Source organism: Prochlorococcus sp. MIT 1342 (genome assembly GCF_047304495.1).
GTDB classification, from domain to species: Bacteria; Cyanobacteriota; Cyanobacteriia; order PCC-6307; family Cyanobiaceae; genus Prochlorococcus; species Prochlorococcus marinus_D.
The window spans coordinates 2,234,424-2,248,532 of sequence record NZ_CP138957.1; the positions used below are offsets into that span (position 1 = coordinate 2,234,424).

Sequence of the window (14,109 nt, forward strand, 5' to 3'; positions counted from 1 at the left end):
GTATAAATCCTTAGGCTCCTAAAAATTGTCAGGGCTAATCACTGACAAGTGCTGGCTCCTTATATGCAAGCCTTGATTAAGCTCATATAAAAGTGTGATCAGGATCACACGCATGGATATCACTTTGCCGCCTGCCTATTCGACACGGCCTATACACAGGCTTCTGGACCACTTCAACATCCTTTTGCTTCAACCAAAAGCAGTAAAGCGCAGGCTTTGAAAGGAATAAAAAAACAATCCTTAGATCAATGCATGAGGGCAAAACAAGAGCAGTCAGCTCCACGACGCAACTGCTTCAACCCACTGCTCTTCAGCTACTCCTGAGCCATCAAAATGAACCAGAAGCCCCTAATAAGCTACTAGTCGCTCTGCACAAAATCACGATTTAAACGATGAATAGAAAATGAATGATAGAAGGCCTATAGAAAAAAAATGATTCCATAGCTCATGTAAAATAATAAGAGCATGCAGCCCTTCAAAGATGCTTTTGCACAACGATCAGCTACCTGAATCACGGTCGTCGTTTCTCAGTCACAACAATCGGATCAAGCCACCAGTGAACTAAACAAATAGCCACACCAATGCCCAATGCAACGTCAAGAAAACCTACCAAGGCCGTAAACCAGAGCTGATCAAGATTGCTGGCATTAACCACAATCGTTACATCTATACCACCGAATCTATATGCACTTGGATGAAGTTGTAAAGCACTACACAAGAGCCCCAACAGCAGCATACTTATCTCGAAACCAAAGAGATTATTGGATAAACATATGATTTGTATGGCACCGAGGATCACTTCGAGCAAGGTGCCCAACAACCGGCGACGAGAAGTCTGCCAAAAATCCTTAATCCCAGATTGGGTGACAATAATGGTCGTAATCACTGCCAAGTAAGGGTCAGGAGGCCTTAAAGTACTAGCCAGGGCTATGGAGAGAACTAAAGCAAAAGCAGTTCGCAGAGCATGCCAAAACCAAGCTGCGACCTCTTGAATATTAGGCCTCTATAAAACCAGCCAACAAAAGATAAGAAGCATCTTAAGTCCTGCGCCATTTTCAATACTTGCTTTACTGCTGTTCCCAGTTCCCTATCTCAACCTTACCCAGCTGAACTCCGCAGAATTGAAAAGCAAAAGTGCTACTTCCTCTCATACCCTCTTCACCAGCTATGCATACACCCTTATATCTAAGAGACTTAGTCACGGAAAAGCCGAGTGAGCATTAGCAAGAGTTGGTGAGAGCAAAATTCAGCTCATTGCCTTCCCACCCTCGACTAGGAAAGCAATCCTATCGGCTAGCAATCACATTTAAGGCACATTGAATTGAGTGAAAAGCTTTTTATGAGTATTAGGCAAACCAAAAAGTCATTGAGGCCAAGGAATGGGCGATGCTGGGATCGAACCAGCGACATCCTGCTTGTAAGGCAGGCGCTCTACCGCTGAGCTAATCGCCCCTAGAGACAATTGTGCCCCAAGAGGTGAAGGTGGACTTGATCACCATAGAAGAGCCATGGCCTCAGGCGAGGACCACGACAAAGCTACCTGCTTCTGGAGCCTGCCATTTGGCTTCGGCCTGAGCTTTGTGATGGGCTTAGCCAGTGGTCTGATTGGTGGGCTGGCCTTTGTCGTCGGCGGACTGTGGCTGTCTCCAGACCTCGACACTTATTCAAAACCATTGAAGCGCTGGGGTCTCTTGCAAGGTCTTTGGTGGCCCTACCGCAAACTGATTCCCCATCGCTCCCTCTTCTCCCACGGCCCACTAATTGGTACCGGTCTAAGGCTCGCCTACCTGATGAGTTGGACTGGCCTACTACTGATGCTCTTACAGCCGCTGGGTTCTCCTGCACCGCTCAGCCTTGCCAAAGCATTGAATGAGCAACTAAGACTTAATCCCCAGCCAATCCTTGCAGTGCTGCTCGGGCTGGAAGCCAGTGTTTGGCTACACCTGATTCTCGATGGCGATCCCCTACCCGCCGAATGGCATCGCTGGCGTCATCGATGAGAAGGTAGGCCAATACAAACCAATGGCCATGGACGCCGAACAACATCTGGCTCCAACAGAAGCCATCGCGGAGCTGGTCAGCATCGTGGCCCAGCTCAGGGATCCAAAGGGAGGTTGCCCCTGGGATCTGGAGCAGACCCATGCCTCCTTGATTCCATGCATGTTGGAAGAAGCCCACGAAGTGGCCGACGCCATCCGCAACGGCGATGACAACCACCTCAGCGAAGAACTAGGGGATCTTCTGCTGCAGGTCGTGCTACATGCTCAGATCGCTAAGGAAGAAGGACGCTTCAATCTCGAAGACATCGCCCGAGGCATCAGCAAAAAGCTCATTCGCCGACACCCACATGTGTTCGCAGAGGCAGTCGCAATCGACAGCGAAGCAGTTCGGCAAAGTTGGGAATCGATTAAAGCCAGTGAGCAGACCGGCCCAACCTCAAACAGTCCACTAAGCGATCGTCTACGTAGCAAGGTGAGGGGTCAGCCAGCTCTGGCTGGAGCGATGGCCATCTCCAAAAAGGTCGCAAACGTTGGCTTCGAATGGAACACCATCCATGGAGTATGGGGAAAAGTGCAAGAAGAGTTCGAGGAACTCAAAGAGGCGGTAGAGCATGAAGACCAAGCCCATGCACAAACAGAACTTGGTGATGTGCTGTTCACTCTTGTGAATGTTGCTCGCTGGTGCGGCCTAAACCCAGAAGAAGGCCTTGCAGGTACAAACCAACGCTTTCTTGATCGCTTTTCTCGCGTTGAAGCAGCACTCGAGGGCCAGCTAAGCGGCCAAGCACTAACGGAGCTAGAACAACTTTGGCAAGAAGCCAAAGCAGCAATTCGAGAAGAGGCTGACGACAAAAAGATATCGAATTAACACACATTGAAGGCTTATGAGAACAAGTTCTATAGCCTAAATTTACAACCTCAAACTCAAGCCATCTACTTCAGGTAAAGCCAGAGATGATTTATCCAATGTTCGCTGTATCAATTACCGATTTTCCCCTAACGATTACAGCCGTATTAATTGCAATCGCATTTTGGACAGGCGAGAGGGCATTCCGAAATCGTAATAATCAAAAAAAAGAAGAATGATCACCTGCTTATTAATTTAGCCCTTGGACGCCAATTATTCATTGAATGGATCATTAGGAGAGTTTGGCTTTGAAAGCATCCAAAAAGCGATGCGACCTCAAAACCCAGTCATTAGCTTAGGAGAAGATTCTAAGCTTGTCTTGCGAAGTTTCCATAAGCAGAAGTATGAACAATCTCAACCTTCAAGAAAGAAGGGTTAGCGCCAATGCCATGGCCAGTTACATCTGGCCTAACCAAATCTTGACCTGCAACAATCATGTGTTTCAATCATTAACATGCGCCATGCTACTAAGCCCACTTTAATAGAGTCACACTCCTAAAAAATACTTCCAAGATCTGCGACTAAAGTCAATGGACGATCTAAGAGTTAATTCACAATTAGTCATCCCATCAGCTGAATTACAATGGCGATTCTCCAAAGCTTCAGGTCCTGGTGGGCAAAACGTCAATAAGACCAATAGTCGAGTTGAACTGATCTTTGATCTCAACGCAACCTCTGCACTAGGACCTTTTCGAAAAAAACGCTTATTAAATCAACTTCAACATCGCTTGGTGGCTGGTTGTATACGTGTGGTTGCAGCGGAAGAACGTTCGCAATATCAAAACCGTCAGTTAGCCCTTTCGAGACTGGCTTATTTTTTACGAATGGGCTTAGAAGCAGTTCCCAAGACACGCAAACCAACCAAACCCAGTCAAGCAGCAAAGAAACGTCGTCTTCAAGCCAAAAAACTACGCGGCGAATTAAAACGCACCCGACAATCCAAACCTTCACTCGATGCCTAATTAGCATTCAGTCAGCATGAATTGCGTTAATTTTTCATGCAAAGATGCACTTCTAAGTACAAAACAATATCCTTCGGGCAGAACAACCAAAAAGGGCTAAAAACATTGAATTCGGTCTATTCCTTTGCTCGCCGGCCCTCTAGGCCCACAAGCCCTTGAAAACACCACTGCAGTTCAGCAGCAGAAATCTGCAAGCGATTCGTGATCAGAAGGTCTTGCACCATGGGTCCACGCTGGCAACCAAGCCCTACGGGGGCTTAGCTGGAAGACAGTTTTAGGCCTCCTTGCCATGGACAGCCCTTCAACTCCAGAAGAAGGCTGGATCGATGAACATCACCATGGTGTTCGCTATGGCCTTCAAGGCCGTGTATTGGTTGATGAAAAAAGCCCATACCAGCGAATCACGGTGATCGACAGCAGCCGCTATGGCAAAGGGCTGTTGCTCGACGGCTGCTGGATGACCGCAGAACACCAGGAACGCCACTATCACGAATCCTTAGTTCACCCAGCTCTGTGTAGCGCGGCCCAACTTGAACAGGTGTTGGTGATTGGGGGCGGCGATGGCGGCACAGCAAGGGAGTGCCTGCGCTACCAAGACGTCAAACACCTCGACATGGTGGAAATTGATGGCCGAGTTGTGGAACTGAGCCAAAAGCATCTGCCCAGCCTTGGAAGCCATGCTTGGAGCGATCCCCGCTTACAGCTCAACCTGGAAGACGGCATTGCCTGGGTCGCCAATGCAACTGAATCCTCCTACGACGTGATTCTTATCGACGGATCAGATCCTGCAGGGCCTGCAGAAGGTCTCTTCAATCAAACCTTCTTTGAGCATTGCCGACGCATCCTGCGGCCCGGAGGAGTTTTTGCTACTCAAAGCGAGTCCCCAGAAGCGTTCCGTCAGGTTCACATCGACACTGTTCGTCTGATCCGTCAAATTTTCGGCTACGCAGACCCCCTTTACGGCTGGGTGCCGATGTATCCAAGCGGCTGGTGGAGCTGGACCTTCGCCGCCATCGATGGTCCTCGTTATCGCAACCCACTCCCAGCAAGAGCAGCCGCCATCTCCGCAAGCTGTGAAATCTGGAGCCCCCGCTGGCAACAGGGTGCCTTTGAAGCCATCCCAGCTTTCATTGAAAGGGAACTGACTTGATGCCCCAAAACACAACAACCACTGCAGCAAGATTCGACAGCGAAGGTGCCATCTTCATGGCTGCAAGACGCGACCCTACCGGATGCAACGTCGGACTTTTTGGCGTGCCTTACGACGGCACCTCTTCATTCCGCCCAGGCAGCCGCTTCGGTCCGACAGCCATCCGCGACGTCAGCAATGGCCTAGAAACCTACTGCCCGCAACTTGATCTGGATCTAGAAGATCTTGCCTTCACTGACCTTGGCGCCCTTGAGATTCCCTGCGGCGACCCCAAGCCCGTTGTAGAAGCAGTCAAAAAAGCCACCCAAAACGTGCTGCAGATGGATCTCAGGCCGCTGATGCTAGGCGGCGAGCACTCGATCAGCTCCGGAGCAGTGGCTGCAATCACTGAATTGCATTCAGATCTCGTGCTGTTGCAACTCGATGCCCATGCAGACCTCCGCCAAGAGTATCTAGGTGCGCGACACAGCCATGCCTGTGCCATGCGCCGTTGCCTCGAGGTCCTGCCCAGCGCTCAGCTGCTGCAGTTCGCAATCCGCAGTGGCACACGCGCAGAATTTCAAGAACTACACGATCAGCAACGGCTGGTGAACCACAACCCCGGCCAAGCAGCGACTGAGCTCGCTAAAGCCCTTGCACCCCATCAAGGCAAACCTCTCTATCTCACCGTGGATTTGGATTGGTTCGACCCATCCGTTCTGCCGGGGACGGGCACACCTGAACCAGGCGGCTTTCTATGGCGCGATTTTGCCGCCGTCGTGGATGTACTACGACACCATCAACTGGTAGGCGCAGACGTGGTGGAACTCGCCCCCCAACTTGATCCTTCAGGGATGAGTAGTGTGCTCGGCGCCAAGGTGAGCCGCAGCCTGCTCATGCTGCTCAGCCTGTCTGCAAGATCTGAGCAAAAGTGAGCAGCATCACTCCATTGCTTCAGCAGAGTTTCACGCTAGATCTTCGAACACTCAAAACAGCTCAGAAAACATCCAGGTCTGAAAACAGCTCCTGTATCCCTTGATTAAAGATCCTCACTAAGACAACCAACCAAAGTACGACCAAACTCAAGCTGCCGGTCCATCTGAGTTTCAGTCGCTTTCTCCTTCAACAATGGCAGTGATGGAGCTTGTTCTGTCCAGTGATGACACAGAGCAACGTGCGCCAACTCAGGATGCACGCTGATTTGCCTAAGACGACACCAACCTGCAGCAGCCAACTGACTGGTACCACAGTGTTCACAGGTTTTGCAGCTGGCTCTCGTGGACATTTTTCAATCCCCGAATGACGCTCAGGGTAAGGACTGTTGACGGATTGGACGACTGAAATCGTCAAATCTGCGACTTTCCTTCCGCTTCTGCAAACCCGATAGCACCCTCCATAGGATTTCGGCACTGCAACGTCCAGCCCGTGAATCTGCAACACACACCTCTCCATGACCTCTGCCGAGATGCAGGCGGCCGGATGGTGCCCTTTGCCGGCTGGGACATGCCAGTGCAGTTCTCTGGCCTACTCCAAGAACATCAGGCAGTGCGTCAGCAGGTGGGAATGTTCGATATCTCTCATATGGGAGTGCTGCGTCTCGAAGGAACCAACCCCAAAGACACCTTGCAGGCACTAGTTCCAACCGACCTCAATCGCATCGGGCCAGGTGAGGCTTGCTACACGGTGCTACTAAACGAAACAGGCGGAATTCTCGATGACCTAGTCATTTATGACCTTGGCACCAATAAGCAAGACAGCCAAAGCCTGCTGATTGTGATTAATGCAGCCTGCAGCGAAACCGACACCATCTGGTTAAAGCAACATTTGCAGCCCGCAGGCATCGCACTCTCGGATGCCAAGAACAATGGCGTCTTACTGGCACTACAAGGACCCCAAGCGACCAAGGTGTTGGAACGCTTAAGTGGCGAATCACTAGCGAGCCTTCCCCGCTTCGGCCATCGCCAAGTGCAGTTTTACGGCCTGGGAGCGGAAGATCCCTCTTCAGTCTTCGTTGCACGAACTGGCTACACCGGCGAAGACGGCTTTGAACTGCTCCTGGAGGCAGAAGCCGGCCGAGCCCTCTGGCTCAAATTGCTCGCCGAAGGAGTCATCCCATGCGGACTCGGTTCCCGTGACACCCTGCGTCTAGAGGCAGCAATGCACCTCTATGGACAAGACATGGACATCAATACAACACCCTTCGAGGCTGGTCTCAGCTGGTTGGTACACCTGGAAATGCCTGCTCCATTCATGGGTCGAACTGCCTTAGAGCAACAAGCAGAGCAAGGCCCCATTCGCCGCTTGGTCGGTCTAAAGCTGTTTGGACGAGCCATAGCCCGTCATGGATACCCACTGCTTCACAACAACAACAAAGTGGGAGAAATCACAAGCGGCACCTGGTCGCCCAGTCTGGGAGAAGCGATAGCCCTGGGCTATCTACCCACAGCTCTAGCCCGCATCGGTAACGAAGTGGAGGTAGAGATCCGCGGCAAGCACCACCGGGCAACGGTGGTGAAGCGCCCCTTTTATCGCCGTCCTTCCCTTAGCTGAAGGCCATCGCCAAAACGGGTCGTTCTAATAAGCGGCAACAAGCCCCTGTGGGAAACTCGCTTTTCATCCTGAAGCCTTCCCCATGCGCAGCAACGGTTGCGGCGAACTGCGCAGTAAGCACATCGCCTCCAACGTGAAACTGTGTGGCTGGGTTGACCGCTGTCGAGACCATGGCGGAGTGATCTTCATCGATCTGCGAGACCGCAGTGGAACCATACAAATCACCGTGGATCCCGATCAAGGTGCTGAGCTCTTCGCAAGCGCAGAGAGCCTGCGTAATGAAACCGTCCTGCAGATCACGGGTCTGGTCAGACCCAGGCCGGCCGATGCAATCAACAGCAAACTCAGCACCGGCGAGATTGAGGTACTAGCCAATGGTCTCGAGGTACTCAACCCCGTCACAGGCAACCTGCCCTTTACGGTCTCGATTCACGACGAAGAACCCGTCAAAGAAGAGCTACGTCTGCGTCACCGCCACCTGGATCTGCGCCGGGAGCGAATGAGCCGCAATCTCCAGCTACGCCACACAACCATTAAAACGGCTCGTCGTTTTTTAGAAGACGAGGGATTCATCGAAGTGGAAACTCCTGTTCTCACACGCTCCACTCCCGAAGGAGCCCGCGACTACCTAGTGCCTTCAAGGGTATGCAGCGGTGAATGGTTTGCTCTGCCTCAATCCCCCCAGCTGTTCAAACAATTACTCATGGTGGGCGGCTTGGAGCGCTACTACCAAGTCGCTCGCTGCTTCCGCGATGAAGACCTACGCGCCGACAGGCAGCCGGAATTCACCCAGCTGGACATCGAAATGAGTTTCATGGATCAAGAACAGATCCTCAAGCTCAATGAACGACTGATCGCCACCATCTGGAAAGCAGTGAAGGGCATTGACCTACCACTTCCCTTCCCAAGATTGACCTGGCATGAGGCCATGGACCGATACGGCACCGACCGGCCCGATACCCGCTATGGAATGGAGCTCAATGATGTCAGCGACATCCTCAAAGACATGGGCTTCAAAGTCTTCTCCGGGGCCATAGCCGCTGGAGGCTCCGTGAAGTGCATCACTGTGCCAAACGGGAATGACCTGATCAGCAACGTGCGCATCAAACCCGGCGGAGACATTTTCAACGAAGCCCAAAAAGCTGGGGCCGGTGGCCTGGCTTTCATCCGTGTACGCGATTCCGATGAGATCGACAGCATCGGTGCGATCAAAGACAACCTCAACAGCAAACAAAAGGCAGCCCTGCTGAAACAGACTGGAGCCAAAGCGGGTGACCTGATTTTGTTTGGAGCGGGCAAGACCGCCACCGTCAACAGCGCCCTTGACCGGGTGCGGCAATTCCTGGGCCGCGAGCTGGGCCTGATCCCCACAGACCAAGACAACAAGCTATGGCAGTTCCTCTGGGTCGTGGACTTCCCGATGTTCGAGTTGAACGCAGAAGAAAACCGCCTTGAGGCTCTCCATCATCCCTTCTGTGCACCAAATAAAGACGATCTTGGCGACGATCCCGACGCCTGGATGGAGCTCCTACCTCAAGCCCGTGCTCAGGCCTATGACCTTGTCTTGAATGGGCTGGAGCTTGGCGGCGGATCACTGCGCATCCACAACGCCGAACTGCAACGACAAGTGCTGCAAACCATCGGTCTGCCCCTAGAAGAAGCAAATCAACAATTCGGCTTCCTCATCGATGCCCTTGAGATGGGAGCCCCACCTCATGGCGGCTTGGCATTCGGGATGGATCGGATCGTCATGCTGCTCACAGGAGAAGACTCGATCCGCGACACGATTGCCTTCCCAAAAACCCAACAAGCTCGCTGCCTGATGACCCAAGCCCCCGCAGGTGTCTCCAACCATCAATTAGAGGAACTGCATGTAGAAAGCACCTGGGTCGATCCCGAATAGATTCAGCGCATTCCAGACAACAAGGGGCGTCTTCATTAACCCTGAAGGCATATCTTCGCGGGCAACCCTTGAAGAGCAGCCCCCAGCAAACCAAGACTTCCCGAGTCCGCAGAAGCGGCAGCACAGATCCTGTGCGTCTCTACTTGCAGGACATTGGACGCGTAGAGCTACTAACCAATGAAGAGGAAGTGACCCTGGCGAGACTTGTACAGCGCAGGGAAGCCCTACTCAAACAGGAAAGGCAACTGGCCTCCAACCAAGAAGCGATCAAAGAATTACAAAGACTGGAGGAGCTGCAGCAACGAGAAGCAAACCATTCATGCCACTGGCCCACCAAACAGGAATGGGCGATGGCTGCTGGGCTCAGCCTGGCCGAGCTGCAAGAGAAAATCGAGACTGGTTACAAAACCTGGGGAGCCCTGACTGGTCTTGATCCCTTGGAACTCAAGCGAAGTTTGCGAGCTGGTCGGCGTGCCAAGGATCAGATGATCCAGGCCAATCTTCGACTTGTGGTGGCTGTAGCCAAGAAATATCAACAACGGGGCATAGAGCTGCTGGATCTGGTGCAAGAAGGCACCCTGGGCTTGGAACGCGCAGTAGAGAAGTTCGACCCCACTAGAGGTTTCCGCTTCAGCACCTACGCCTACTGGTGGATCCGTCAGGGCATCACCAGGGCCATTGCGACGCAAAGTCGGACGATCCGACTGCCGATGCACATCACCGAAAAACTCAACCGCATCAAACGGGTTCAACAGGAGATTGCTAGCAACCAAGGACGATTAGCTTCGATTGCCGATCTCGCCAAGGCACTTGGCCTTAGTGAAGAAACAGTGCGCCTAACCCTAATGAGGGTTCCACGTTCGATCTCCCTGGACACTCGAATAGGCCAAGAACAAGACAGCCAACTCGGCGATCTGCTGGAAGACAGCAACGCGACCCCAGAGGAGAAACTCACCCGCGATCAATTGCACAACGACCTTGAAATCTTGCTGGATGAACTAAGCAACCGCGAAGCGACAGTCATCAGACGACGTTTTGGACTTGAAGACGACACTCCGCAAACCCTGACGCAAATTGGCGAGGCAATGCATCTATCGCGAGAACGAGTGCGTCAGATTGAAACCCATGCCCTCTTGAAATTGCGTCAACCGCAACGTCGCTGCAAGGTACGGGACTACATTCAAAATCTCGATTCCTGATTAACACTTCACAAACGCACTGAATTTCAATACCTCAGACCTCCTTCCTTGAAATCGGCATCCCAGCAGACAAACGACAGGCAATCTCTGACGGACTTGGAAGGGTTCTCGCCGATACCTATGTGCTCTACGGCAAAACCCACGGATTCCACTGCAACGTAACCGGCCCGATGTTCAACACGCTCCACCTGATGTTTATGGAGCAATACACCGAGCTCTGGAATGCCCTCGATGTGATCGCCGAACGCATTCGTGCCCTTGGTTTTCTGGCACCCTTCGGCGGCAATACCCTCGGACAACTCACTTCGATCAAGGAAGCGGAGCACCATCCCGCCACCCTCGAGATGGTGCGCGAGCTGGTCGATGGTCATAAAGAAGTGGCATGCACCGCTCGGGAAATTTTCAAACTGGCTGAAGCCGCCAATGACCAACCCAGCGCCGATCTATTAACGCAGCGGCTTGAGATTCACGAAAAAACCGCCTGGATGCTGCGTAGCCTGCTGGAACCATGAGAAAGCCGAGCTAACTTAAAGAATCAGCCTGAAATTCATGGCCAAGTTCGTCTTTGTTACCGGTGGAGTCGTATCAAGCATCGGCAAGGGAATTGTGGCCGCAAGCCTTGGTCGCTTACTCAAGTCGCGTGGCTACAGCGTCTCGATCCTGAAGCTGGATCCCTACCTCAATGTGGACCCAGGCACCATGAGTCCATTTCAACATGGTGAAGTATTCGTCACCGAAGACGGCGCCGAAACCGACTTGGATCTTGGGCACTACGAGCGCTTTACTGACACAGCCATGTCACGCCTCAATAGCGTAACCACTGGCTCGATCTATCAAGCAGTCATCAATAAGGAACGCCGCGGCGACTACAACGGCGGCACTGTGCAAGTGATCCCCCACATCACTGGCGAGATTCGCGAACGCATCCACCGAGTAGCATCCAATAGTGGTGCAGATGTCGTGATCACAGAAATCGGCGGCACTGTCGGAGACATCGAATCTCTGCCCTTCCTCGAAGCAATCCGTGAATTCCGTGGTGACGTAGGACGCAACGACCTCGCCTACATCCATGTGACCCTACTCCCGTTCATCGGCACATCCGGTGAACTCAAAACCAAGCCCACACAGCATTCCGTCAAGGAGCTGCGCGCAATCGGCATCCAACCAGATGTACTGGTTTGCCGCAGCGACCGCCCAATCAATGAAGACCTAAAAAGCAAAATTGGAGGCTTCTGCGGGGTACCAAACCGGGCCGTCATCCCTGCCCTTGATGCCGACAGCATTTATGCCGTACCCATCTCACTAGAGGAAGAGGGCCTCTGTCTAGAAATGCTGGATGTACTCAACCTGACTGACCATGACAGCGACATGAAAAGCTGGGTTCAGCTGGTTCATAAGCTGCGCAACCCAGGTCCCGCTGTGAAGGTGGCCCTAGTCGGAAAATATGTGCAACTCAACGACGCCTACCTTTCAGTAGTAGAAGCCCTGCGCCATGCCTGCCTCACCCAAGATGCCTCCCTCGAGCTGTCTTGGGTCTGCGCCGAGCAGATCGAAACGAATGGTCCTGAAAGCCTACTCAAAGGAATGGATGCTGTTGTAGTTCCTGGAGGCTTCGGTAACCGCGGCGTCGATGGCAAAGTTGCTGCCATTCGCTGGGCGAGAGAACAACGAGTGCCATTCCTAGGGCTTTGTCTAGGCATGCAATGCGCTGTGATCGAGTGGGCACGCAACCAGGCAGGACTCACTGGAGCCAGCAGTTCCGAGCTGGAGCCCAACACCAGCCATCCTGTTATACACCTCCTGCCAGAGCAACAAGACGTCGTAGATCTAGGCGGCACAATGAGGCTTGGAGTCTATCCATGCCGCATCGCACCAGACACGTTGGCTCAGAAGCTTTATGGCGAACAGGTTGTCTACGAGCGCCACCGCCATCGCTATGAATTCAACAACTCCTACCGCAACCTATTTATTGAATCCGGCTACACCATCAGCGGTAGCTCACCCGATGGACGCCTCGTAGAACTGATCGAGCTGAAAGGTCATCCCTTCTTCACAGCCTGCCAATACCACCCTGAGTTTCTATCCCGACCCGGAAAACCCCATCCCCTCTTCCGGGGATTAATCGAGGCAGCTCAACTACGACTACCAGCCTCACCTGACGAAGCCCTACGCCGACAAAGCCAAACCAACATCTCCGCTCAGGAGCAACCCAGCCGGATTGGATGACCGGCAATCTGCCGGTAGTAGAAACCTTCCATTCCCTACAAGGAGAAGGAGCCCATGTCGGTCGCAGCGCCTTCTTCATCAGGCTCGCCGGCTGTGATGTCGGCTGTTCATGGTGCGATACCAAGCACTCTTGGAACTCGAGGAACCATCCGCAAATCGCGCTTGAAGAACTAGCAGTGGAAGCAGCAACAGCAGCAAAAAATGGCGCGGCCTTTGTGGTGTTGACCGGGGGTGAGCCATTGCAACACAACATCGCTCCCCTATGTGAAGCCCTACACAGGGCCACAGAAACAAGCCCCGACGGGCCATTGCCAATCCATCTAGAAACCAGCGGAGTGAATCGGCTCAGCGGTGTTCCCACATGGATCACCCTCTCACCAAAACGCCATGCGCCACCTCGCACAGACTTATTAGCAGCTTGTCATGAGCTTAAAGTTGTAGTTCATGAAACAGACGATCTGAACTTCGCCGAAGAGATGGCCAAAGCTGCCTTAGAAGCGAGAAAGAACGACAACGCCTCACAATCACACCTCAGCAACACATCAAAGGAACCACTACTCTTCCTTCAACCTGGCTGGGAGACAACAACAGGTCAACAACTAGCTTTCGAGCACATACAAAGTCATCCCCACTGGAGACTCAGCATGCAAACCCACAAGTGGCTTGGTATACGTTGAAACTCAAAGCTTGGTTGCCTCCCGCTGAGTGATCTCAGCCTTCCACAACCGCCAACGCACCTCTAAGCCACCAGGTACATCAACCACTATCGGGAAGGAGGCGTTATAGGGCACCAAATAGGGGTTACTGCCAAGAATAAGAAAGCTCTCACGCATCGGCTCATCAAGAGGACAAACCATGCGGGTGGACATCACCTTGACTGCACCTGCAACGCTATAGAGCATCCGCTGCTCAGCTCCTTGAAGCCGCTCCATCCTCAGCCCTTGACCAGCCAAGTGATACTGATTGCAGTCCAATTGGATCGTTCGACCCACAATCAACTGGACCCGCCAATCCACAGCATTAGTGGACAGGCCAGGATCAGAACTTTTTGCTAGCAACCCTGGGAGCTGAATCACCCAGCGTTGCTGTCCAGCAATCGGCTGCGGGTAATCATTCAAATCAAGCCGTGGTATTGCCCGCAGGGGTTCCAACACTGTCGTCGACCACAAAACAACCAGCCCGAAAAAGATTCTGTTCTGAATTGATGCCTGCATACCAACAAGCGCTAGAGAA

At 52.7% G+C, this 14,109-nt stretch carries 14 protein-coding genes and 1 tRNA gene; 11 read left to right on the top strand and 4 right to left on the bottom strand.

The genetic code is table 11. From position 1 onward, the window contains the following. Positions 1 to 511: 511 nt before the first annotated feature. Together SIB79_RS11420 and SIB79_RS11425 are read right to left on the bottom strand one after the other, a co-directional pair. Positions 512 to 994, bottom strand: coding sequence for an aromatic acid exporter family protein (locus SIB79_RS11420; protein ID WP_063404469.1), 483 nt, complete (start codon positions 992 to 994; stop codon positions 512 to 514). Positions 995 to 1,380: 386 nt separating this feature from the next. Further along, positions 1,381 to 1,452: transfer RNA gene (locus tag SIB79_RS11425), tRNA-Val, on the bottom strand. 56 nt (positions 1,453 to 1,508) lie between these two features. Between SIB79_RS11425 and SIB79_RS11430 the strand changes: the two genes are divergently transcribed. The 5 genes from SIB79_RS11430 to speB all read left to right on the top strand — a co-directional run bounded on the left by SIB79_RS11430 (position 1,509) and on the right by speB (position 5,933). Then, positions 1,509 to 2,000, top strand: coding sequence for a metal-binding protein (locus tag SIB79_RS11430; protein ID WP_063404467.1), 492 nt, complete (start codon positions 1,509 to 1,511; stop codon positions 1,998 to 2,000). Continuing rightward, a complete protein-coding gene (gene mazG, locus SIB79_RS11435; RefSeq protein ID WP_081215696.1) occupies positions 1,954 to 2,868 on the top strand; it encodes a nucleoside triphosphate pyrophosphohydrolase in 915 nt (304 codons plus the stop codon). Before SIB79_RS11430 ends, mazG begins: the two co-directional genes overlap by 47 nt. A 569-nt stretch (positions 2,869 to 3,437) precedes the next feature. Further along, positions 3,438 to 3,869: an alternative ribosome rescue aminoacyl-tRNA hydrolase ArfB gene (gene arfB / locus SIB79_RS11440; RefSeq protein ID WP_063404465.1), complete on the top strand. Its 432-nt coding sequence runs from the start codon at positions 3,438 to 3,440 to the stop codon at positions 3,867 to 3,869. A gap of 289 nt (positions 3,870 to 4,158) precedes the next feature. Beyond that, complete coding sequence (gene speE / locus SIB79_RS11445) at positions 4,159 to 5,019, top strand: polyamine aminopropyltransferase (RefSeq protein WP_063404463.1); 861 nt, start codon at positions 4,159 to 4,161, stop codon at positions 5,017 to 5,019. Beyond that, positions 5,019 to 5,933, top strand: a complete 915-nt coding sequence (gene speB, locus SIB79_RS11450) for an agmatinase (RefSeq protein ID WP_063404461.1) — start codon at positions 5,019 to 5,021, stop codon at positions 5,931 to 5,933. The genes speE and speB overlap by 1 nt, the downstream gene beginning before the upstream one ends. A 104-nt stretch (positions 5,934 to 6,037) precedes the next feature. Here speB and SIB79_RS11455 read toward each other — a convergent pair whose 3' ends face one another. After that, a complete protein-coding gene (locus tag SIB79_RS11455; protein ID WP_063404459.1) occupies positions 6,038 to 6,283 on the bottom strand; it encodes a hypothetical protein in 246 nt (81 codons plus the stop codon). A 140-nt stretch (positions 6,284 to 6,423) separates the two neighbouring features. On the opposite strand from SIB79_RS11455, the gene gcvT reads away from it, so the two are divergent. The 6 genes from gcvT (at position 6,424) to SIB79_RS11485 (ending at position 13,553) form a co-directional block, all read left to right on the top strand. Beyond that, positions 6,424 to 7,548 (top strand): glycine cleavage system aminomethyltransferase GcvT, encoded by a 1,125-nt coding sequence (gcvT, locus tag SIB79_RS11460; protein WP_063404457.1) that lies wholly within the window; start codon positions 6,424 to 6,426, stop codon positions 7,546 to 7,548. Between the two features lie 82 nt (positions 7,549 to 7,630). After that, positions 7,631 to 9,451 carry an aspartate--tRNA ligase gene (aspS, locus tag SIB79_RS11465; protein WP_063404455.1) on the top strand — a complete coding sequence of 607 codons (1,821 nt, stop codon included), beginning with the start codon at positions 7,631 to 7,633 and terminating at the stop codon, positions 9,449 to 9,451. A gap of 68 nt (positions 9,452 to 9,519) precedes the next feature. Beyond that, positions 9,520 to 10,650, top strand: a complete 1,131-nt coding sequence (locus SIB79_RS11470; RefSeq protein ID WP_063404453.1) for an RNA polymerase sigma factor, RpoD/SigA family — start codon at positions 9,520 to 9,522, stop codon at positions 10,648 to 10,650. Positions 10,651 to 10,679: 29 nt separating this feature from the next. Then, the gene (locus SIB79_RS11475) at positions 10,680 to 11,162 is read left to right on the top strand and encodes a Dps family protein (RefSeq protein ID WP_063404451.1); all 483 of its coding nucleotides are present in this window, start codon (positions 10,680 to 10,682) and stop codon (positions 11,160 to 11,162) included. A gap of 37 nt (positions 11,163 to 11,199) precedes the next feature. Then, on the top strand, positions 11,200 to 12,876 hold the full coding sequence (locus tag SIB79_RS11480; protein WP_063404449.1) for a CTP synthase: 1,677 nt from the start codon (positions 11,200 to 11,202) through the stop codon (positions 12,874 to 12,876). Further along, entirely contained in the window at positions 12,873 to 13,553 is a 681-nt protein-coding gene (locus SIB79_RS11485; protein ID WP_063404445.1) for a 7-carboxy-7-deazaguanine synthase QueE, read from the top strand. Before SIB79_RS11480 ends, SIB79_RS11485 begins: the two co-directional genes overlap by 4 nt. A 3-nt stretch (positions 13,554 to 13,556) precedes the next feature. Here SIB79_RS11485 and SIB79_RS11490 read toward each other — a convergent pair whose 3' ends face one another. Continuing rightward, positions 13,557 to 14,090: an ecotin family protein gene (locus tag SIB79_RS11490; protein ID WP_063404443.1), complete on the bottom strand. Its 534-nt coding sequence runs from the start codon at positions 14,088 to 14,090 to the stop codon at positions 13,557 to 13,559. Positions 14,091 to 14,109 lie beyond the last annotated feature (19 nt).

Bases quoted from the DNA above. Each gene is read 5' to 3' on its own strand.
- SIB79_RS11430 (WP_063404467.1), top strand. From the start codon at position 1,509: ATGGCCTCAGGCGAGGACCACGACAAAGCTACCTGCTTCTGGAGCCTG.
- mazG (WP_081215696.1), top strand. From the start codon at position 1,954: ATGGCGATCCCCTACCCGCCGAATGGCATCGCTGGCGTCATCGATGAG.
- arfB (WP_063404465.1), top strand. From the start codon at position 3,438: ATGGACGATCTAAGAGTTAATTCACAATTAGTCATCCCATCAGCTGAA.
- speE (WP_063404463.1), top strand. From the start codon at position 4,159: ATGGACAGCCCTTCAACTCCAGAAGAAGGCTGGATCGATGAACATCAC.
- speB (WP_063404461.1), top strand. From the start codon at position 5,019: ATGCCCCAAAACACAACAACCACTGCAGCAAGATTCGACAGCGAAGGT.
- SIB79_RS11455 (WP_063404459.1), bottom strand. From the start codon at position 6,283: ATGTCCACGAGAGCCAGCTGCAAAACCTGTGAACACTGTGGTACCAGT.
- aspS (WP_063404455.1), top strand. From the start codon at position 7,631: ATGCGCAGCAACGGTTGCGGCGAACTGCGCAGTAAGCACATCGCCTCC.
- SIB79_RS11480 (WP_063404449.1), top strand. From the start codon at position 11,200: ATGGCCAAGTTCGTCTTTGTTACCGGTGGAGTCGTATCAAGCATCGGC.
- SIB79_RS11485 (WP_063404445.1), top strand. From the start codon at position 12,873: ATGACCGGCAATCTGCCGGTAGTAGAAACCTTCCATTCCCTACAAGGA.
- SIB79_RS11490 (WP_063404443.1), bottom strand. From the start codon at position 14,090: ATGCAGGCATCAATTCAGAACAGAATCTTTTTCGGGCTGGTTGTTTTG.